The sequence below is a fragment of the Bacillus clarus genome, assembly GCF_000746925.1.
In the GTDB taxonomy this organism is placed as follows: domain Bacteria; phylum Bacillota; class Bacilli; order Bacillales; family Bacillaceae_G; genus Bacillus_A; species Bacillus_A clarus.
Genome location: NZ_JMQC01000008.1, coordinates 3545530 through 3565687, shown reverse-complemented (window position 1 = coordinate 3565687; position 20158 = coordinate 3545530). Strand labels below are relative to the sequence as shown.

General features: G+C 34.8%; 20 protein-coding genes, 1 tRNA gene and 1 pseudogene. 7 read left to right on the top strand and 15 right to left on the bottom strand.

What is annotated here, in order from left to right; translation table 11 throughout:
• Positions 1-33: 33 nt before the first annotated feature.
• The 5 genes from potC to DJ93_RS19065 form a co-directional block, all read right to left on the bottom strand.
• On the bottom strand, positions 34-834 hold the full coding sequence (gene potC / locus DJ93_RS19085) for a spermidine/putrescine ABC transporter permease PotC (RefSeq protein WP_042982583.1): 801 nt from the start codon (positions 832-834) through the stop codon (positions 34-36).
• Positions 835-840: 6 nt separating this feature from the next.
• Positions 841-1689: a spermidine/putrescine ABC transporter permease PotB gene (gene potB / locus DJ93_RS19080; protein WP_042982582.1), complete on the bottom strand. Its 849-nt coding sequence runs from the start codon at positions 1687-1689 to the stop codon at positions 841-843.
• The gene (potA, locus tag DJ93_RS19075) at positions 1686-2669 is read right to left on the bottom strand and encodes a spermidine/putrescine ABC transporter ATP-binding protein PotA (RefSeq protein ID WP_042982580.1); all 984 of its coding nucleotides are present in this window, start codon (positions 2667-2669) and stop codon (positions 1686-1688) included. Before potA ends, potB begins: the two co-directional genes overlap by 4 nt.
• 236 nt (positions 2670-2905) lie before the next feature.
• Entirely contained in the window at positions 2906-4273 is a 1368-nt protein-coding gene (locus DJ93_RS19070) for an aldehyde dehydrogenase (RefSeq protein WP_042984258.1), read from the bottom strand.
• Positions 4274-4446: 173 nt separating this feature from the next.
• On the bottom strand, positions 4447-6834 hold the full coding sequence (locus DJ93_RS19065; RefSeq protein ID WP_042982579.1) for an immune inhibitor A domain-containing protein: 2388 nt from the start codon (positions 6832-6834) through the stop codon (positions 4447-4449).
• A 361-nt stretch (positions 6835-7195) separates the two neighbouring features.
• Here DJ93_RS19065 and DJ93_RS19060 point away from each other — a divergent pair, with 361 nt between their 5' ends.
• Both DJ93_RS19060 and DJ93_RS19055 read left to right on the top strand, forming a co-directional pair.
• Complete coding sequence (locus tag DJ93_RS19060) at positions 7196-7327, top strand: anti-repressor SinI family protein (RefSeq protein WP_042982577.1); 132 nt, start codon at positions 7196-7198, stop codon at positions 7325-7327.
• Positions 7328-7409: 82 nt separating this feature from the next.
• Complete coding sequence (locus tag DJ93_RS19055) at positions 7410-7733, top strand: helix-turn-helix domain-containing protein (protein ID WP_042982576.1); 324 nt, start codon at positions 7410-7412, stop codon at positions 7731-7733.
• An 81-nt stretch (positions 7734-7814) separates the two neighbouring features.
• Here DJ93_RS19055 and calY read toward each other — a convergent pair whose 3' ends face one another.
• The 6 genes from calY to DJ93_RS19025 form a co-directional block, all read right to left on the bottom strand.
• Positions 7815-8408 (bottom strand): biofilm matrix protein CalY, encoded by a 594-nt coding sequence (gene calY / locus DJ93_RS19050; RefSeq protein ID WP_042982575.1) that lies wholly within the window; start codon positions 8406-8408, stop codon positions 7815-7817.
• A 436-nt stretch (positions 8409-8844) separates the two neighbouring features.
• Positions 8845-9627 (bottom strand): DUF4047 domain-containing protein, encoded by a 783-nt coding sequence (locus tag DJ93_RS19045; protein ID WP_042982574.1) that lies wholly within the window; start codon positions 9625-9627, stop codon positions 8845-8847.
• 538 nt (positions 9628-10165) lie between these two features.
• Positions 10166-10753: a CalY family protein gene (locus DJ93_RS19040; protein WP_042982572.1), complete on the bottom strand. Its 588-nt coding sequence runs from the start codon at positions 10751-10753 to the stop codon at positions 10166-10168.
• A gap of 61 nt (positions 10754-10814) precedes the next feature.
• On the bottom strand, positions 10815-11390 hold the full coding sequence (sipW, locus tag DJ93_RS19035) for a signal peptidase I SipW (RefSeq protein WP_042982571.1): 576 nt from the start codon (positions 11388-11390) through the stop codon (positions 10815-10817).
• A gap of 209 nt (positions 11391-11599) precedes the next feature.
• Positions 11600-12886 (bottom strand): D-alanyl-D-alanine carboxypeptidase family protein, encoded by a 1287-nt coding sequence (locus DJ93_RS19030; RefSeq protein ID WP_042982570.1) that lies wholly within the window; start codon positions 12884-12886, stop codon positions 11600-11602.
• A gap of 156 nt (positions 12887-13042) precedes the next feature.
• Positions 13043-13270, bottom strand: coding sequence for a hypothetical protein (locus DJ93_RS19025; protein WP_042982568.1), 228 nt, complete (start codon positions 13268-13270; stop codon positions 13043-13045).
• A gap of 324 nt (positions 13271-13594) precedes the next feature.
• Between DJ93_RS19025 and DJ93_RS19020 the strand changes: the two genes are divergently transcribed.
• The 5 genes from DJ93_RS19020 (at position 13595) to DJ93_RS19000 (ending at position 15962) form a co-directional block, all read left to right on the top strand.
• Complete coding sequence (locus DJ93_RS19020; RefSeq protein WP_042982567.1) at positions 13595-13822, top strand: hypothetical protein; 228 nt, start codon at positions 13595-13597, stop codon at positions 13820-13822.
• Positions 13823-14212: 390 nt separating this feature from the next.
• Positions 14213-14285: transfer RNA gene (locus DJ93_RS19015), tRNA-Val, on the top strand.
• 304 nt (positions 14286-14589) lie between these two features.
• On the top strand, positions 14590-14730 hold the full coding sequence (locus DJ93_RS33800) for a hypothetical protein (RefSeq protein WP_241484298.1): 141 nt from the start codon (positions 14590-14592) through the stop codon (positions 14728-14730).
• Positions 14711-15559 (top strand): hypothetical protein, encoded by an 849-nt coding sequence (locus DJ93_RS32315; protein ID WP_241484297.1) that lies wholly within the window; start codon positions 14711-14713, stop codon positions 15557-15559. Before DJ93_RS33800 ends, DJ93_RS32315 begins: the two co-directional genes overlap by 20 nt.
• A gap of 16 nt (positions 15560-15575) precedes the next feature.
• Entirely contained in the window at positions 15576-15962 is a 387-nt protein-coding gene (locus DJ93_RS19000; protein WP_042982566.1) for a hypothetical protein, read from the top strand.
• Positions 15963-16152: 190 nt separating this feature from the next.
• Here the strand turns inward: DJ93_RS19000 and DJ93_RS33795 are convergent, their stop codons facing one another.
• The 4 genes and pseudogenes from DJ93_RS33795 to DJ93_RS18980 all read right to left on the bottom strand — a co-directional run.
• A complete protein-coding gene (locus DJ93_RS33795) occupies positions 16153-16383 on the bottom strand; it encodes a hypothetical protein (protein ID WP_117287907.1) in 231 nt (76 codons plus the stop codon).
• Positions 16384-16846: 463 nt separating this feature from the next.
• The gene (locus DJ93_RS18990; protein ID WP_042982564.1) at positions 16847-18826 is read right to left on the bottom strand and encodes an acetoacetate--CoA ligase; all 1980 of its coding nucleotides are present in this window, start codon (positions 18824-18826) and stop codon (positions 16847-16849) included.
• 282 nt (positions 18827-19108) lie between these two features.
• Positions 19109-19291 (bottom strand): DUF3976 domain-containing protein, encoded by a 183-nt coding sequence (locus DJ93_RS18985; protein ID WP_042982563.1) that lies wholly within the window; start codon positions 19289-19291, stop codon positions 19109-19111.
• 28 nt (positions 19292-19319) lie between these two features.
• Positions 19320-19526 (bottom strand): annotated as a pseudogene (locus DJ93_RS18980) (permease); the annotation flags it as partial.
• Between the last annotated feature and the right edge of the window lie 632 nt (positions 19527-20158).

Below are 20158 nucleotides of genomic sequence, written 5' to 3'. Positions count from 1 at the left end.
TCTTACCTCCTCGTTCTTTCTATATCATTCGTATTATAAAGGAAGGTGTCCTCCAGAGTTTTCCTCACCATCTGCACCTTTATTACGGAAGATCTCCGATAGCACCATTAATCCTACAATTACAACAATTAATATTGTAGAAAGAGCATTAATTTCAGGCGACACTCCACGCTTAACCATACTATAAATGTATAATGGCAATGTTGTTGATCCTGGTCCTGATACGAAGAAACTAATTACAAAATCATCAATTGATAATGTGAATGTTAATAATGCTGCTGAAATAACTCCCGGTGCGATCCCTGGAAACGTTACATAGCGAAACGTTTGCCACGGCGTTGCTCCTAAGTCATTTGCAGCCTCTTCTAAATCACGTCCCATACCAGAAAGACGTGCTGCTAAAATAACAACAACGAATGAAATACTAAATGTAATGTGTGCAATAATAATTGTTGTTTGTCCAAGTTCCATGCCCAATTGACTAAATAGGATAAGCAAAGATAATCCCATTAAAATATCAGGAATTAAAATTGGTAAATATACAAGGCCATTAATAGCCCCTTCAAAACGATATTTGTAACGATGTAATGCAATCGCAAAAATCACACCAAGAACTGTCGTCACAATTGTCGTTATAATAGCAATCGTAATACTATTTATAAACGCATCAATAACATCTTGTTTTTGAAATAAATCTGTATACCAATGGAATGTAAAGCCTTCCCACTCCGCATTAATACGAGAATCGTTGAAGGAGTATACCATTAAAACCATCATTGGAAAATACAAGAACAATAAAATTAACCAAGAATAAGAAACTAAAAACTTCTTCATCTTTGTCTATTCCCCTCCGTTCCCATCATATTTATATACTTTCGTTGCACGATAATATAAGTAAATTAACAGAACAGAGAATAGAACAACGATAATTGATAAAGCCGATCCAAACGGCCAGTCACGTGAGCCTAGGAATTGATTTTGAATTACGTTTCCGATCAATGCTACTTTCGATCCACCCATAACGTCTGATACAACAAACATTCCGATAGAGGAAACAAATACTAAAATAGAACCAGTAGCAATCCCTGACATCGTCATCGGTAATGTTACATTCCAAAACGCCTTCATCGGTGTTGCACCTAAATCATAAGCCGCTTCTAACTTACGTTTATCAAGCTGCTCAATTGCTGCATACACTGGCAAAATCATAAATGGTAATAAAGAATATACCATCCCTAGTACTACAGAAGGTGTATTATATAGTAAATTTAATGGTTCACTAATAATGCCTAGTTTCAATAGCAACGTGTTTACAAGACCTTGTGAACGTAAAATAACAATCCATGCGTATGAACGAACAAGGAAGTTAATCCAAAACGGAATCGTTGCCAATAATAGAAGAATAGAACGATATTTACGATCGACAATTGTAATTGTATAGGCAAATGGATAACCAATTAGTAAACATAGTACCGTTGTAATAACCGCAATTTTCACTGTTTCCCATAACGTCCCCATATACAATGGATCAAACACGCGCGCTATATTATCTAGCGTAAACTGCATTTCCACTGTCCCGTATGCTCCGCGCTGTAAAAAGGCGAATGCCAATACGAATAGAAGCGGAAATAAGAAGAAGATTAACAGCCACGTGACTGTAGGTAATGCGAGTAATTTCCCTTTTTTCAATTTAAGGTCACCTCGTCCTCTTGCTCCCAGCCTACGTATACATTATCTCCAATGCTCCACTGCGCTACTTCTTCAGCAGTTTGGTATGCCATTAGTAATTCTGATGTTTTCTCATCACGTACATAAAGCTTTTCCATATTTCCAACAAACTCAATATCTTCAATATGCCCAAGATGGTATTCTTTTAAAATTGGTTGCTCAACCGAACGAACTTTTACATTTTCAGGGCGAACTGCTACGTAGTTTTCCCCAGTTTTCACGATATTATTTTCACCGATGAACGTCGCAACGAACAATGTTTTCGGCTGATTATAAATTTCTTTCGGCGTTCCGACTTGTTCGATATGCCCTTTATTCATAACGACAATACGATCACTCATGCTCATCGCTTCTTCTTGATCGTGCGTTACATATATAAATGTAATCCCTAAATTACGTTGTAAGTTTTTCAATTCACGTTGCAAATCTTTTCTCAACTTAAAGTCAAGCGCTCCAAGTGGCTCATCTAATAGTAATACACGCGGGTTGTTTACAATTGCCCTTGCAATTGCAACACGCTGTTGTTGTCCACCAGAAAGCTTTGCAGGTTTACGATTACGGAACTCAAGTAACTGCGTTAAACGCATTGCCTCTTCAGCACGTTCTTTCTGTTCTGCTGCTGGTACTTTTTGCATTTTCATGCCGAAACAAATATTTTTTTCAACATTCATATGTGGGAATAGTGCGTAATGTTGGAACACTAAATTCATATGACGCTTGTACGGCGGCAAATCGTTCATTCTTTCATCATCTAATAAAAGATTCCCTTTAGTTGGAGTTTCAAAACCCGCGATCATACGAAGTAAAGTCGTTTTCCCGCAACCACTCGGTCCTAAAATCGTTACAAATTCCCCTTCTTTAATATCTAAAGAAAGAGGTGGGATAATCACTTGATTTCCAAAATGTTTTTCTACTGCTTCAACTTTAATAATCTTTTTCATTTTCCCGTCCTATCTACCTCAAATTTTAATTTTTATATTCATGAATAAATATTTATGTTCTATAGACTATTTTTTGTTTCGATCCAAACAAAAATGGTTGTTTAACGGCGCTCGCTTCTATTCTTTATGTAGTATGTTTGATTCATTTTCGCACGATACATATGTCGAACAGAAAAACCCCTTCCATTGCGAAGGGGCTTTTATCATACGGCTACGCCTACTGATAAACACCATCATCATTTTAACAACTTTCGTATAAATTTTAAAGCACTTTTTGTAGAAGAGTAACGAATTTTCATATCGAATGCTGTAGATTGGGACAAAATGCTTTTATAATGGGAAAAAGTTCGAAAACTTTGTTCGCCATGATAACTACCTAACCCACTGCTCCCAACGCCCCCAAAAGGTAAATATGGGGTAGCAAGATGATATACAGCATCATTAATACATCCCCCGCCATATGAAATGTTGCTCGTAACGTTTTCCTGCACTTCTCTATTCTCTGAAAATACGTACAAAGCTAACGGTTTCGGATGTTGCTGAATCATTCCTATGACATCTTCTATTGTTTCATACTCGATAATTGGTAAAATCGGACCAAAAATCTCATCTTCCATAATAGAATCTTGCCATGTAACATTTGTTAAAACCGTTGGCTCAATGTGCAGCGTTTCTTCATTATAATTTCCGCCAATTACAGCATTTCCATCACGTAAAAAATTACATAATCTTTCAAAGTGGCGCTGACTAACAATTCTTACGTAATTTTCATTTTGTAGTGGCTTTTCTCCATACTGCTGCGCAATTTCAGTCCGTATCGCTTCTATTAATTGTTCTTTCACTGAAGAATGCACGTACATATAATCAGGTGCTACACACGTCTGTCCAGCATTCAAAAATTTCCCCCAAACAATACGCCTTGCTGTTACATCTAATTTTGCATCTTTATGAACAATACACGGACTTTTTCCGCCAAGTTCTAACGTAAGAGGAGTCAACTTTTTCGCCGCTGCTTCCATCACAACTTTTCCAACACCAACACTGCCTGTAAAGAAAATATAATCAAATGGTTCTGTTAACAAGGTTGTACTCTCTTCAATACCACCTTCCACTACTGAAACAAGTTCTGCCTGAAATAACTCCCCGAGCATTCTCGCAAGAAGCTTTGAAACGTTCGGCGTTAATTCAGATGGTTTTAAAACAACTGTATTCCCAGCTGCTAAAGCCCCTACGAGCGGCGCAATTGCTAATTGGAACGGATAGTTCCAAGGAGCGATAATAAGCGTCACACCGTAAGGTTCTGGAACGACTTTCCCTTTCGATCCAAAATGAGTAAGAGCTGTCCGAACACGTTTCGGCTTACTCCATGATGAAATATGCTTAATTTGAAATGAAATTTCCTTTAGTACATATCCAATCTCCGTCGTAAAAGCTTCATGATTTGATTTGTTCAAATCTAATTTCAAAGCTTGGAAAATATCAATCTCAAAACGTTGAATCCCATCATATAATTTCTGTAAATTTTTCTTTCTTGTTTCTACACTCTTTGTATGTCCTTTATAAAAATATGCCTTTTGTTCATTTACAATAGAGGTGATATTCATTTGCTCACCCTTCCCACTATTTTTATCCCATTCTTTCATTATATATATACACTTCATATGTAACAGATTTCTATTCGTAAAATTACATTATATACGAGTTTTCTCTTTCGATAAAATTCATTGCTCATGAAAAAAGGCTGTCGAAAGAAAACTTTTCGACAGCCTTTTCTGTATTAGCGATATAAACGTACAGCTCCTGCAGAATTATCATCAGCTTGTCCTACTACTTCGAACTTCAGACCAAGCTTCGGTAAAATACGTCCTGCATCTGGAATTTGTTGATTCATATACGTTTTAGAATCATCAAATTTCGGTACTCCTGGTAAGCCATCATATACAAACGTTCCACGAGTTGGAGATACAACTTTCCAAGCTGGCGTTTTATCAAATGAGAATGCCGCATCAGCGATTTGGAATCGTGTACTATTTTTGAATGTTGGTTTACCATTTAAAGTTCCTGCAATTGCTTCTGGATGAGAATCAACTACACCAAGGAAACCATATCCTGGATGTACACCAACCCAGTTATCTGTATAGCTTGAATCTGCATACCATACAACCATACCTGTGTTATATACTGGACCACGAGCAAACTTTAACGCATTATCTGAACCTGCGTAGTTTCTCCATTCAACATAGTAATTATGCTTTTTCGTTTCTGTTCCGTTAGATACTGCGAAACCATTTAATTTGAATTGTGGCGCACCTTCTGCATCATCAGAGAATACAACGTTACCATCTACTGTTAATGATGCATTATCAAGAGTAAATCCGTTTAACGCTAAACCACCATCAGTAATGTACTCAAATGTAAGCTTCACTTTTTTACCTTTGAATTGGCTTAAATCATATGATTTATCAATCCATTTTCCATTTGTCGTGTCTGCATTTTTATTATTTGCTTTCTCACCAAGTCTTTCAATTAACGTTTTTTGACCATCTTCTGTTACAGCGTGTACCTCAAGGAAATCATAACCAGCTTCAATTTCGTACAATGACTTGTAATCAAATTTTGCAGTCGTTGCATTTGTTAAATCAAATACAGGAGATTCCATTGTTGTATGAAGGTCATCACCTTTTGTGCTGTAGTAGAATTTCTTACCAAACGCAGGCTCAATTGTTTTTACTTCTTTATCTGGTAAATTCACACGAAGCAGGCCTGGTCTTTCCGATTTCGTAACACTTTGATCTAAATATGTTGCGAAACCGATACCTTTATTTAATTTATTGTAGTCTACTTCTACAATATTCGCCCAGTTTCCACCGATTGTTTTTTGGAAGAACTCTTTATTTTGTGGTGAAAGACTTGTCGGCGTTGTTCCAGCAATTTTACCAGCCCAGCTACCACCACTCATAATAGACCAAGCTTCAACCGGCTCACCAGAACCACTATACTGTGTATCATATTCGTCTGGAAGACCTAAATCATGACCATACTCATGTGCGAATACACCAACAGCCCCATCTTCTGGTTCAATTGTGTAATCATATGCAGCCATTTTACCGCCCCAATATGGTACTTTCGCTTGTGTACCTTCAATTTGGAATGGTCTTGAACCGACTGTCCATCTATGTGACCAAATTGCATCGTCACCTAATTTACCGCCGCCAGCTTCTTGGCCAACACCAGCATGGATAACCATTAAATGATCGATGATACCATCTGGTTCATTTTTATTTCCATCTTGATCGTAATCATACTGATCGAATTGATCATACTGTGATATATCAACCCCACTATCTACAGCTGCTTTTAATGCATCTTTTACTAGATCGCGAGGGCCTTTTGGTCCTTTATTATCATGACCCGTCCCAGCATCTGCACCGTAATCAGCTGCTTTACCTGGAACTGTTAACCACTTTGTAACTGTTCCATCTACTGTGTAACTACCACCAGATTGCTCTTCGTAATATTTTTTAAATGTTTCAATTTGACTTCCATCATCTAATGTAAATGGTTCGTCACCAAACAACATTTTTTCATAATGCTGTTGATTAAAATCTTTTGAATACATGTAACCAGGCTCTTTATCAATATTATTATGTTTAAAATCAGCGTACTCTACAAGTAAAACAAGTACTTTGTCTTTACGAACTTCACCGTTATATCCTTTTTGCTTCGCTGGAGAAGTTGGTACTTTACCATTTAAAGCGCCTCTAACTGGGCCTGTCCCTGCCCCAGTACCATTCGCTGGTTGGTCTAATTTTTCTTTCGTATCAGCTTTCGCGTCTTTTACTTTCTTTAAAAAGTCAGATGCTTCTTTCGTAAGCTGGTCCCCATTTGCCTCTTCTTTCCCAGGATTTTCTCCCTTTTTCTTCTCTACGTACTTTTCAACAGCGTTCTTCGTTTCTTCACTTGAAGCCGATGAATCAATTACCCCACGTTTTTTTAGAGCATTTGCTAATCGCTCTTCTGGAATTAAATGATCATCGACTGGGCTTGTAGCTGTCGATTTATCAGGCGTTTCCGCATAAACCGACTGACTTCCAAATCCGAATGAGCAACCCAGGATAGCTGTCAAAGCCAATGTGGATAACACTTTAAACGGTTTCTTTTTCATCCCCTATTTCCTCCCCTAATAAAAAAAATATGTATTACATATTGAATTTTATTAAAAATTCAATAAATTTTCAATATTTAGTCACATTATGTAATTTTTTTAATACATTTGTAAAAATCCCTACTTTTATATAGCGATATATCACAATTTAGTAACGTTTTCAGAAAACATTGAAAAGTGTTGTCGAACCTTTTATAATTTTCCATGAGAGAACTCACTGGAAAATTTATCTTTTTTTGAAAATTACGAAACTTTCGATATTTTCATATAATTCAATTTTATACCGTAATCATATCAATTCATATTAAACTATCGATTTTTTGTATCATTGACTATGACCGATAATTAGGGAGGAATACACTTGTACAAAGATAAGGCGGACTTACTAGATCAAGAATGGGTTGATTTAATTCTCGAAGCACTAGATGCCGGAATTACCATTCAGGACATTGAACACTTTTTCCAACGTATGAAACAGCCTGCTCAGTCGTAACAGCGCTGTTCTTTTTAGCAAATTTTATGTTATAATAAGTACACCATAAGTCGACTACATAATTACAGAAAGGTGCGCAAATATGATTGGAGAACGTATAAAACGCCTTCGTTTACAAAGGGGAATTTCTTTAACAGAACTCGCCGAAAAAGCTGGGGTTGCAAAATCTTATATTAGTTCTATTGAACGTAATTTACAAAAGAATCCTTCTATTCAATTCCTAGAAAAAATCGCAGCAGTTCTACAAGTTCCAGTTGATACTCTCCTTCACGACGAAACGACAAGTGAAAACCAATTAGATTCAGAATGGACACATCTTGTTAAAGAAGCGATGAACTCTGGTGTCTCAAAAGAACAATTCCGTGAATTTCTCAAATTTACACAATGGAAGAAAAATCAAAAATAATATACGAAAAGGGGTGCGTATGAATGACACTTCTTTTTTTTGTAAAAAAAAAGCGGGATATCCCCGCTTTTTTCATAATTACTATTTTTCTTCTCCGTCTTGTTGGCTTGCATTAAATGTCCATTCTAGATTTAATGAATCGCCTTGGAATACATTTTGATCTTTACCATTATCTTCGAATACAAATTGTACCCATAGGTAGTCCTCCGTACCAGCTTCTAAGCCACCTTTTTCTCCCCACTCAGGAGCGAAAATGTCTTTTGCTAATACATCTGGATCTTTCTTTTGTAATTCTGCTAAAGTTGTTTCATATACAGGCTCACTTTGTTTATCCCAGTTCCAAATGAATTTCACTTTAATATGCTCACCAAAATCTGCGCCAGCATTATCGCCTTTTGCATCTTTCACATTATATTTCGTCGCTAATTTAACATCTTTAATCGCTAGCGTCCCGCTGTTCTTTAATAAGAACTCTTTCTTAACAGAATCCCCTGGTTTTAAGTCTTTAATATCTACAATTGTTTTAGGATCTAAAGTAAGATCTAATGTACCAGCTGCGAACGTATTGTTCGATACTTCTTTGTCACTAAAGAAAGCAAATGTTCCTCCACCAATTAAAGATAATCCTAACGCCGCTGATGCTACTCCCATACCTAATTTTTTCTTTAAACTCACTTTAAATTCCCCCTAGCTTTTTTTTAGTTATCCCTGTAAACACAGAGATATATGAATAGCGTGTTTTATTTCCCCAATTCACTACACATACTGTGTCCCTAATCTCTCTATTCTTTTAAAAGCTACCTTATGTTCATTATAAAGAACAAACCACTCTAAATGCAACCCTAAATTTATTATTTTCATTTCCCAATATTCGTCAAAAAATAACATTTATTTTGAACGCCTCCCACCTACTCATCGAACCATGTCCTATCCACTCCTTGAGGTGGGAGTCTTCTAGTGGGAAAGGATAAAATCAAAACTTTCATGAGTGGCGGACGCTCTTCATCCATTTCCTTACTTCCACTGAATTTTGAGATGACAATTTTATTGTCTATTCAGCAACACTTTTTTCGTTGCTAGTCCTCATATATTAGAGAATCATATTTTTCTACTATTTTTTATTTTCTTCTACAGTAGCATTACTACTCGTCGGTAATTCTTCATGAGTCTTTTCCTTCTTTTGTTCTATCTCTTGTAGTTTCTTTTGCTCTATAATAGCACTATTATGTTGAGAAAGTTCTTTTTCAGCTTTCTCCTTATTTCGCTCCGCCTCTTGAAGTTGTTTTTGCTGCTCCAATTTTTGTTGTTCTTCTACTTCTTTTTGTTTCGCAACTTCATTTGCTTGCTTTGTTATTTCATGCTGTAGCGATTGCTCCAGTATTCGAATTTTCTCATCAATTTTTTGCAAATTTATTTGCTTGTCTGTATCCTCACAAATCCCCTTAACTGTACTTAATCCTTCACTTACAATGGAAAACAATTGCTGAGTAGATTCATCATTATTACTCTTTAAGTTTTCTTTTATTTGTTTGTATGGATCTTCTAATGCAATATACACTTTTTGTAACGCATCACGCTCAGAAACAATCTTCTCACGCCCCTGCTTCCATACATTGATTGCCTGTTCTATTCCTCCAACGGAATCAACTACTAACTTAGTATTCATCTCTTCATATTCATGGAAAATAAACTGTCTATGTTCCTCAGCTTCCTTCATCAATGTATCAATCGTTTTTGGAAATATAACTGCTGTAGAAATAGTGCCTTGAACCTTCGTTTCATGAACGAAAGCAGCTTCTGTATACGTCATGACTTGAGAACCTAAATAAAAAGTGATTGAGCACATACACGGTAATATAAGCATCTTTTTTAATTTGTGAGGTGTTTTTAACATTATGATCTCTCCCATCGAACTTTTCGTTCTTTATCAAGAACCACACCTTCATTATAATAAAGACAAAAGCAAAATGATATACATTATATAGAAAAATTGCTTCATTCTACTTTGAACTCCCCCCACTTACCACTCTCCCTAGTTGTTTGAAGTAGAGGATTCCTACGAATATCAAAATATCCCCCGGTTATGTTAGTAGGCTTCATTTCTATTAGCAAACCTTTTCCACAAGAAGAACCGTTAGGCTTTGCCTAACCACCATTCATCTCCCATCTACTCATCAGACTATCCCCGCTTAAATAGTCAGATGCAACTAAAAATAGAATCTAAACCATACCTTTTTTATCCCGCTATTTGAGGGCAGTAAGACTCCCACCTCAAAATTAGACGAAAGCAAAAAAGTTAGGCGGGAGATTAACTGCTCGTAAAAGCCCGATTGGTGCGGGCTAATAATCAGCGGGCGATGGCCCCCCACTGATTAAAGTTTCACTTTATCGCAGAAAGAGGCTACCATAATGATAGCCTCTTTGCCCTACTATTATCTTTCTGTACCATCTGTTTGCTGTGCATCAAACGTCCATTTTAATTGTAATTTATCACCTTGGAATTCATTTTGATCTTTGCCATTATCAACAAACTCAAATTTCACGGTAAATTTATCAGACTTACCTGCGGAAATACCTTTTTCATCCCAGAACCAAGCGGATAAATCATTATCTACCGCTGTAAGTGTGTCACCCTTCAATTTATCTAATGTAGTTTGCTTAACAATCGTCTCATGTTTATCGACATTTTTTAAGAATGTTACTTTAATATGTTTACCAAAATCATCTTTATTATCTTTCTTCGCATCTTCTACACTGTAATCTGTTTTCAATAGAACTTTTTTAATATCTAAAGAGCCTTTATTCTCTAATTTGAAATCTCTTTTAATTGTATCACCAGGTTTTAAATTCGATACATCAACAACTGTCGTTGGATTTGCTACTAAATCCAATGTACCGGCCGCAAATGTATTGTTTGATACTTCTTTGTCGCTAAAAAATGCAAATGTTCCTCCGCCAATTAATGATGCTCCTAATACTGCTGATGCAATTCCCATTCCTAATTTTTTCTTTAAAGTCATGTCCAAATCCCCCATAATATATATTTGTTAACTTCCTATTCGGAAAGTATAACCAAACTAACTATACGGATTGTTCTGCTTTAGAAGATTTATTTTTCTTGTCATCATCGATACTGCGCATAGCACTAAAAATGGATACCGCAGAATAACCAAGTAAAAACACTCCTGGAATGATAAGAAGCAATGCTGCTCCAGCTTTAGAATTTGCGTAATTCAGTAGATATCCAACATATGGAACCGTTATGTTTGCGTATTTCCCAACTACATTACCTGCAAGTACTGGCTCTAAATCTGGTCCGTTATTGTTATCACCTTTCGTTTCATACATTACTTTTCCATTTATATCTTTCACACCGATAATACGGTGAGTGATAATTTTGTTATCTTTCTCTTTAAATGTAATAACATCACCTTTTTGATATTTAGAACCATCTTTAGTTGGTTCTATCGCAATTACTGATCCCGTTAAAAAAGTTGGTTCCATTGACCCAGATAATACTGTTTTAAATTGATATCCCATCAAAGTAGGATCTCCGCCACTGGCTTTTGATGAAATTACAACAAATGCTAAACAAACCATTACTGTAAATAAAACAAATGAAATGATATTACTAATTATTTTCCAAACTAATTTCATCTTTTCTCCTCCTCTTCGTTGCTTTATATACTATTGAAATAAGGAATATCGAGACGTTCTCTAACAAGAACACAAGTCAATGATATAACGAACGAAATGCGAATGCAACGAAAATTTACAATTATTAGTTAAATTTAACTTTTTCTTCACAGTCTTTATATACATCAAAAAAACTGTGAAGAGATACCCTTCACAGCCTATATACACACTTACTTTTCTTCTGATGTTACCCCCTTTTTATTACGTCGTATTACTACATACAGGAATAATCCAAATAGCAAAATAATTCCGATTCCAATACCTATTGTTTTCATATTCGAATCCTTCACTTCAGGTGCAACTGTATCTTTTTTCGGCATCACAAACTTCACATCTTCTTTAGAAAGAACATTAATACTAGCGATCGTTTGATTATTTTTTTTAATATCAACTGCTCCGACTACTTCACCACGATGAATCCCTTTATGATACAAAGATTCCTTATCAACTGTTGATGCTCGAAAAACAGTTTGCACATTCTTTCCTTCATCCTTCTTCAACATAAGCTCTGCACTTTTTTCTAGCTCACAATCAATATCTTTATCTAAATACGTTGTCTTTTGATGCCAATTATTTTTATCTAATACAGTTTGCTTCGCAAATTGCGAAAAAGAAAAATCGGTCATCTGTTTCAGATCTTCATAAATCTCTGGTCTCTGTGAAGCCATCACTACATTGATAATTCGATTCCCATCTTTTTCATTTAATAAAACAAGCGTATTACGTGCTTCATTTGTAAAACCAGTTTTCCCACCAATACTATATGGATTTTCAAAATAAATAGATTTATTAAAAATAGAAACAGTTTGTGCAGATGTCGTAACAGTCGTTCTTTTCGTATTCATTGCCTGTAAAATTTCAGGATACTTTTGAACACCTCTCGTAATCATCGCCATATCATATGGCGTCGTATAATGATTTGGATCATGTAAACCATTCGGTGTTACAAAATGACTATCCTTTGCCCCTAACTGCTTCGCCTTCTCGTTCATCATATTCGCAAAATTCTCCACGCTGCCCCCAATACGCTCCGCGATCGCATACGACATATCATTCGCACTTAATACCATTAAAATCATAAGTGCTGTATTCCGATTCACAGTCTCTCCAACTTGGAACTCGATCTGATAATTACTCTTCTCCTGATCTAATGCCAATTGAGAAAATGAAATTTGCTCCTCAGGCTTCACATGCTCCATAAACAAAATCGCTGTCAAAACTTTTGTCATACTAGCTGGAAATGCACGTTGATGTGCACTTTTGTCATACAACACATCTCCTGTTTTCGCATCAATTGTAACCGCAAACTGTCCAAATACATTCGGACCTTCCGCAGGTGGTTGTCCTTGTGGTACAGGAACTGTCCCTGCTTCTGTCTCAGCATACAACGTCATAGGTGTTAATAAAAACACACAAACTCCCAAAATAAAAACCATAATTTTCTTACAATTACCCATAAAAATCTCCCTTTTCACTTTTCTTTCATCCCGTATATATGAATTCTCATAAACTAACATCCAACTGGAATTAAACTGGAAGAATATTCACTATTTTTTACTATATCATATTTTTACGATTAGAAACATAATGATACAAATAAAAATAAGAAGGACTCACTCTTTCTTATCCTTCTCATCATTCAATGAATCTATTAAATTTTGCCCAGCTTCTTCTATCGTAATCTCATCTGTCATCCCCATAAACGACCAACCTTTAGAATCCACCCACTCAATAAACTCTTCTAAAAACTCATCATGTGTAACATCCACGTCAAGAATCGAACCTTTCACTGAGATCGTTCTATTTCGAGGCACACGCATTTTGAAAGTTTTTCTTACCATTATATATGTGCTCCCTCTATTCCTGCATATTTATAAAATTAGCTTGTACTTCTGTTATACATGATTTCCATACAATTGTAAAAAGGATATATCATCCAAAATTAAATAAAGAAAATTCTAACTACTTTGACCATGGACTATTTTAATCAAGTGCTACATACGCAAGGGTTCGTATAATGATTGCTTTAAAGCTAGAATAGAAATAAGATTGTTCACATGTAAAAATCTAAAATAACTCACTTATTTTCAGTATAATAAAATAGAATATATTAGAAAAAATAGAATATACGTTTCAAGTAGCAAAAAAAGAATAGGGAGTGCTTTATGGCACGTTGTACGTATTGTAAAACGAAGTGGAAAGTAAAAGAAGTATGGTCGTTTTTTATGAAATTCGAAAAAGATTGTCCATACTGCTTTGGGAGACAGTACATGTCAGATGATACCTTTAGGTTTTTTAGCTCTGAGATTATTGGCTTACCTTTATTATTCTTATTCCCTTTTCTCGTTGATTTACACGATGAAAGCCCTCTGCGAAAATTTCAAAAGAAATAGTATCGATCCGCTCCATGACAAAATTCCACGACATTACTTCTTTACGATTAAAGCAAACGACAACCTACATCAAAAGATCCATAAAAACTCTCACTTTCAGAAACCTACATAAAAGCCCTCAACCTAAATAAAATGGGGGCTCCTTTGTAACCGTTATATTAATCCAAATAAATTTTATACTGTCGTTCCCGGCGAAAACTCTACTATTATAAAACTTAAGTTCGTTTGCATACCCATCATACATTTCATAGAAAAAAGATAGGAAAGAAAATTATAATACTGCTTCTATTTATGATTGCTACTATAAAAATGCTATGATATTATGGAGATAGTCATTTAGTTTGATTATTCTAAAAATTAAATCGCATAGTAATTATAAACATTTATCATGATCCCGTAGCTCAGCAGGGAGAGCGCCACCTTGACAGGGTGGAGGTCGCTGGTTCGAACCCAGTCGGGGTCATAAAACCTAATAGTATCAAGGCTTGAGAGGATATTCTCAAAAGCTAAAACTGTGGAGGTCTCCATCAGACACCACAAGTTAAAAGAGGACTACTTCTAGTCAGCTAATCAGCTGGCTCAGGGGTAGTCCTCTTTTTTGTTTCTATAAACTAACAAAGGACTGATAAGAAAATGCTACTTAAGTTTGCTGTGAAGGACTTTAAGGAGGAAAAAGTGTTTTGTAACCTCTCCCCTCAAACATCCTAGTTTAATGATATTCTACTTGGTAATTCTGTACAAAAAATAAAGTAACATAGGAGGTTTTTATGAAATTAATATCGAAAAAAGTTATGACAGGATTAATTGTAGGAGCAATGGGTATATCTATTTTGACTCCTTCAATAAAAGCAGAAGATATTACTACAAAAAAAAACAGAAACTGCTTTAATGGAAAAAACGGAAGCTAATTCTACAGCTTTGATGATTGAACGTAATACTGGGGTTAACGATATTCTGAAAGCATTTGAATCAGATAGAAATAATATTACTATTGCAAAAAATTCATCAGGAATAGTCAAAGTTCCGTCTTCTCTTGACTCAAATCCAATCACTATTGAAAATAACAATGAATCTTTACGAATTTCTCTTCCAAAATTAAATTCGAAAAATGCAATTAAAACAGAGAATGGAACCATTATTTACCAAGATCCAAATGAACCTGCTGATTTAGCAGTACAAACAACAAAAGATGGAGTGCGTTCTCTCATTAAGATTAAAGATGCTTCCGCTCCAAATGAATATAAATTCATCGTTAATATTCCAAATGGTGGGAAATTAATAACTTCTGCGGAGTATATGGGTGAAGAATATGATACAGGGGAAATATTTATAGTAGATTCAGAGAATATGATTCAAAGTGTTTTTTCTCCAGCTTGGGCAAAAGATGCAAATGGAAAACCTATTTCTACACATTATAAACTTGAAGGAAATAACTTAATTCAAGTTGTTGATTTTAATGAAAATACTGCATTTCCAGTCATTGCTGATCCAGATTGGGTTAAAATAGGAAAATGTTCAGGTGCTTTAGTTGCGTTTGTAGGTGGAAATTTAATTGCAGTTTCAAAATTAATTAAAATTAAAAAATATATAAATGCATTGGGTGGATTTAGTCAGACTGCAAAACTTCTTGTTGGGGCAACAACATGGGAAGAAAGAATGCGTGTAGGTGGTCAAGCCCTTGTTGGTTTAGCGGCAGAACTTACTGGAGCCACAGGTGTATGGGCCGCATGTAAATAGGAAGAAGGAAAAATAAATGGCATACGTTACTATTGCAGTTAATTTTTTATGTAGTGTACTTATATTAATAGCAGGAATAATATATTTAAAAAACACACTTTTATTTCATAAAATTTCAAATATGAAAGATATTACAACTGAAAATATTTTAAAAGAATTTAAATTAAATATTTTTTGGTGTTTTATTATTTCTTGTTTTTCGATACTTATGCCAATTTGGATAACAGATAAAAATTTTGATTTTTTAACAGATGTATTAGTATCAGGGTTTATAATAGCTGGTGGAATTGAAGCTATACATTATCTTTTGAAAAATAAAATTTCCGACGAGGCCCTACAGGTAAAATACTATAAATACATGATAATTGCGATTTTGGGTATTTTAAACGGTATATCAATTTAAAATAAAAAAAGTTCTAGATTACTAGAACTTTTTTTCAGAGTGTTTGGAAGTCCTTTAGGGTTTCCAAACACTCTGGAATGTATGAATTCTGAAATTCGTACAAAATAGTAATACATGATAAAAACACAAAAAAGCCGACTTCCAAATTGGGAAATCAACTTTAAAATATCTTATGCGACCCAGTATATTCTTAACTACGATTTTCAAAAAGCTTCAATTGTTTCATATAATCAATAGCCTTAGTTTTATTCTTTTGCTTAGAAACATATTCTGTTTCGTTTTTAAATCTATAATAGTTATTAAATTTTTCATCTAAGAGAATGTCTTCAGAAATTGCTTTTTTAACTGCACAGTTAGGTTCGATTGTGTGAGTGCAATCAGAGAATTTACATCCCTTGGATAATTCTATTATATTTCGAATCTCGTTTTGAAGGTATTTTTAAAGTTGATTATGCGACAGCTCATGCTAAAACCGTTGAAGAAGGTTATATTCTACTTGATGATATGCCTAAGGAACATTTTCCGTTATTTTATAAGTGTGTCTTTAAGATCCATAATCAAGCTGAAGAATGCGGTGGAATGGAGAATTTTAAAAATATTGATTTACCAGATCAGATTTCCTTTATAAATTACATATTAGCCCCGTTATCTTACATTGTAAGGACATTTTCCCTAGAGAACCCTCAAAGAAATTGAGTACGTATATCCAAAATACAAATATACAAATGCATTCAAAACGGCTTATAACTCGTAAAACGTAGAGTATTATCTAGTAATTTAGACCCAAAGTTATTTTATGATACTTCCTTTCTCTATTTACAAAAAAATACGTATCCCTACTCAATTGAGCAAAGATACGTGCTTCCGTATAAAAGGTAAAACGATTATTCTTGCTCATTTATAATTCGTGCTAGATCCACAAAGAAACTTAATGATTCTGGATTAGCCATGGAACCTGAATTAACTACCTTTTCTGCCGGAAATCCTAATAAAATCTTACGAATTGGGACTTCTAGTTTCTTTCCGCTTAATGTTTTCGGAATTTGCTCTACTACATACACTTCATCGGGGACAAAACGAGGTGAAACCTTTTCTTTAATTTCAGCTTTTATTGTTTCTTTTAAATCGTCGCACATAGTTAATCCAGGTTTTAACACGACAAAGAGGGGCATATATGATTTGCGCCCAAGAAGTTCTAAATCAATTATTAAGCTCTCCATAATATCATCTAGAGCCTCGACCACACGATAGATTTCACTAGTCCCTAGGCGTACCCCCAGTCGGTTAATGGTTGAATCTGATCTTCCAAAAATGACACAGCTTCCTTTATCATCAAATTTAATCCAATCACCATGTCTCCAAATTCCTGGATACACATCAAAATAACTTTCAAGATAACGTTTGTTATGATCATCTCCCCAAAAATAAAGAGGCATAGATGGCATCGGAGCAGTTATAACCAATTCTCCTACTTCATTGATAACTGTTTTTCCCTCATCATCGAATGATTGTACGTGAGCACCTAAAGAACGAGCTTGTATTTCTCCTGCGTAAACAGGCAATATAGGAGAGCCGCCAACAAATGCAGTACATACATCAGTTCCCCCACTCGTTGAAACAAGCCACACATCTTTTTTCACATTTTCATATACCCATAAGAATCCTTCTATAGATAAAGGGGAACCTGTTGAACAAATAGATCTTAACTTAGCAAAACTGTGCCTTTCTTTCAGCTTAATCCCAAATTTCATACATGCACTTAAGAAACCTGCACTTGTACCAAAGAAAGTAACACCGACTTCTTCTGCAAGGTCCCATAATACATGTATACTAGGATAAGATGGGCTGCCGTCATATAAAACAATGGTACCCCCAGCCAAAAGACCGCCTACTAAAAGATTCCACATCATCCATCCTGTCGTTGTAAACCAAAAGAACACATCATCTTTGTTAACACCCTGTTCAACTAATAATGTTTTAAGCTGTTCTAATAGTATCCCACCTTGACTTTGTACAATTGGTTTTGGCAATCCAGTTGTTCCCGAAGAAAATAATATCCAAAGAGGATGATCAAATGGCACGTTTTCAAAGACAAGCTCACAATCCCCCTGTAAGATGTCATTCCAATACATCGTATGATCATTCAACTTAGAATCGTTACTGTTGATATATGGAATTAAAATTGTCTTCTTTAAGGTAGGCAGTTCTGATTGAAGTTCCGAAATATTTGTAAGTCTATTCTGAATTCTACCGTTATAGGAATATCCATCCACCGCAAATAAAATAGTCGGTTCAATTTGCTTAAATCGATCAATAACAGTACCCGTTCCGAAATCTGGAGAACAGCTAGACCAAATAGCACCAATACTAGCACATGCTAAAAAAGCAATTATAGTTTCGGGAATATTAGGCATATAGGCAACAACACGATCCCCTCGTTTCACCCCTAACTGCTTCAGGGAATTTGCAACCATTGCCGTTTTTTCCTGAAGTTCTTTCCAGCTTATTTCTGTTCTCCGGGTCGTTTCTGATTGAAAGATTACTGCCGGCTTATTTTCTCTACTACCTCGAAAGACATGTTCCGCATAATTTAATGTAGCACCAGTAAACCATTTTGCCCCAGGCATCTTTCTTGATTCCAAAACTTGATTATAGGGTGTCTTAGATTGGACTTGGCAATAACTCCAAATACTTCCCCAAAACGATTCAAGTTCTTCGACAGACCATTCCCATAATTCCTTTTGATTTCCAAAAGATAAACCTTTCTCTCGTTTGAGCCATTTCATAAAAAGACTGACTCCTGCTTTTTCAATTTGGTGCTGCGATGGTTCCCATAATAAAACACCCTCAGTAATCGCTTTCATTATTATTCCTCCTAAATTACTAATTTTTTGAAGTAAATAATAACTATATACAGCATGTGCTCTTAAAAAACCTTTTTTAAAACGGTTTAACATCAAACCAAACTGTCATTCTTGGAGAGTCGATATTAGGTATAAGATATAAATAAAAAGAAGATAGCTTTTTTATTCATATACTATTCTCCTTATATATTATTTTTATAGATAGTAAATCGTTTTTATGGTCATTTTTAGTTCCATAAACGAAAAGAAGACCCCTATTTTTAGTAAGGAGTCTTCTTATCTTTATAATGAGTTATTAATTAAAACGATTAATACGACAATTGCTATAAACATAACGACTAAGCATCCGATCAGTTTATAGAATCCTTTTTTCGTTAAGGTACCACCTTGTACGTCTTTACGAATGAATAAGAATACTGCTAAAAACAAAACTAGCCCGATACCAAAGGCATACATCATTTGCATATTTCAATCTTCCTTTCTCACTTACATCTTAATATCTTTTCGATAAAACAACAAATGAGAGAAATACCGTACTCATCGTTAGAGCCATTAATATGTTCAGTAACTCAATTGCCGATAATGTAACTAGCTTTGCATTTAATCCGATAGAAAATAGAAGATAATATGCTGTTAGCGCAAAAAAGGAGAAGAACATTCCTTTATAACAAATGAGTTTCATTCGCTCATCTTTTTCTTTAATATAGAAGAAACTTTTTTCAATCTCATCACGATTATTTTTAAATCAAAAATGGAATAGTATATAGAAGGAAAACATCCAATTTTTCCTTCTATATGTATATGTTATTATATCTCCTTCCCTGCTTTTCAAAAATTTAATATCCCCATATGCGCTTTATCCTTTCAAAACATTGCATTCCTTTCCCTATGTGGAGGAAATAAGCTATTGTTTTTTAGTTGTTTTTCGCCATATTTTTAAAAACTAACGATTTACGCACCGTTTTTCATGTGTAGCCACTTTTTTTGCGCAAATCCTTCATTTTTCTTTCAATATTTAACACTATCGAAATAAAGTTTACGATAAATTCATAATTTTTTATTTTTTATACTATATTCCGTTATATTGTTGTATAATATTAATGAAAGCGCTTATTATTTCAATATACATAAATCGAACACTTTTTATCTACACATTCTAACAAATATACCTATATTTACATGCCATATTATTTGCTGTTTGTGCAGGTATACCAAATATATCCACCCATTTTTTCTGTAAATTTACTTTATAACATGAAAGATTAACTTGGGTGATAAGTAATTGTGAATGTTTTTTTACAAAACAGATAAGTAATAGTGTTTGGTATTATG

What these genes read in the sequence shown, in the direction of transcription:
- potC (WP_042982583.1), bottom strand. Translation starts at nt 834, where the DNA reads ATGAAGAAGTTTTTAGTTTCTTATTCTTGGTTAATTTTATTGTTCTTG.
- potA (WP_042982580.1), bottom strand. Translation starts at nt 2,669, where the DNA reads ATGAAAAAGATTATTAAAGTTGAAGCAGTAGAAAAACATTTTGGAAAT.
- DJ93_RS19070 (WP_042984258.1), bottom strand. Translation starts at nt 4,273, where the DNA reads ATGAATATCACCTCTATTGTAAATGAACAAAAGGCATATTTTTATAAA.
- DJ93_RS19065 (WP_042982579.1), bottom strand. Translation starts at nt 6,834, where the DNA reads ATGAAAAAGAAACCGTTTAAAGTGTTATCCACATTGGCTTTGACAGCT.
- DJ93_RS19055 (WP_042982576.1), top strand. Translation starts at nt 7,410, where the DNA reads ATGATTGGAGAACGTATAAAACGCCTTCGTTTACAAAGGGGAATTTCT.
- DJ93_RS19045 (WP_042982574.1), bottom strand. Translation starts at nt 9,627, where the DNA reads ATGTTAAAAACACCTCACAAATTAAAAAAGATGCTTATATTACCGTGT.
- DJ93_RS19040 (WP_042982572.1), bottom strand. Translation starts at nt 10,753, where the DNA reads ATGACTTTAAAGAAAAAATTAGGAATGGGAATTGCATCAGCAGTATTA.
- sipW (WP_042982571.1), bottom strand. Translation starts at nt 11,390, where the DNA reads ATGAAATTAGTTTGGAAAATAATTAGTAATATCATTTCATTTGTTTTA.
- DJ93_RS19030 (WP_042982570.1), bottom strand. Translation starts at nt 12,886, where the DNA reads ATGGGTAATTGTAAGAAAATTATGGTTTTTATTTTGGGAGTTTGTGTG.
- DJ93_RS19025 (WP_042982568.1), bottom strand. Translation starts at nt 13,270, where the DNA reads ATGGTAAGAAAAACTTTCAAAATGCGTGTGCCTCGAAATAGAACGATC.
- DJ93_RS19020 (WP_042982567.1), top strand. Translation starts at nt 13,595, where the DNA reads ATGGCACGTTGTACGTATTGTAAAACGAAGTGGAAAGTAAAAGAAGTA.
- DJ93_RS33800 (WP_241484298.1), top strand. Translation starts at nt 14,590, where the DNA reads ATGAAATTAATATCGAAAAAAGTTATGACAGGATTAATTGTAGGAGCA.
- DJ93_RS32315 (WP_241484297.1), top strand. Translation starts at nt 14,711, where the DNA reads ATGGAAAAAACGGAAGCTAATTCTACAGCTTTGATGATTGAACGTAAT.
- DJ93_RS19000 (WP_042982566.1), top strand. Translation starts at nt 15,576, where the DNA reads ATGGCATACGTTACTATTGCAGTTAATTTTTTATGTAGTGTACTTATA.
- DJ93_RS18990 (WP_042982564.1), bottom strand. Translation starts at nt 18,826, where the DNA reads ATGAAAGCGATTACTGAGGGTGTTTTATTATGGGAACCATCGCAGCAC.
- DJ93_RS18985 (WP_042982563.1), bottom strand. Translation starts at nt 19,291, where the DNA reads ATGCAAATGATGTATGCCTTTGGTATCGGGCTAGTTTTGTTTTTAGCA.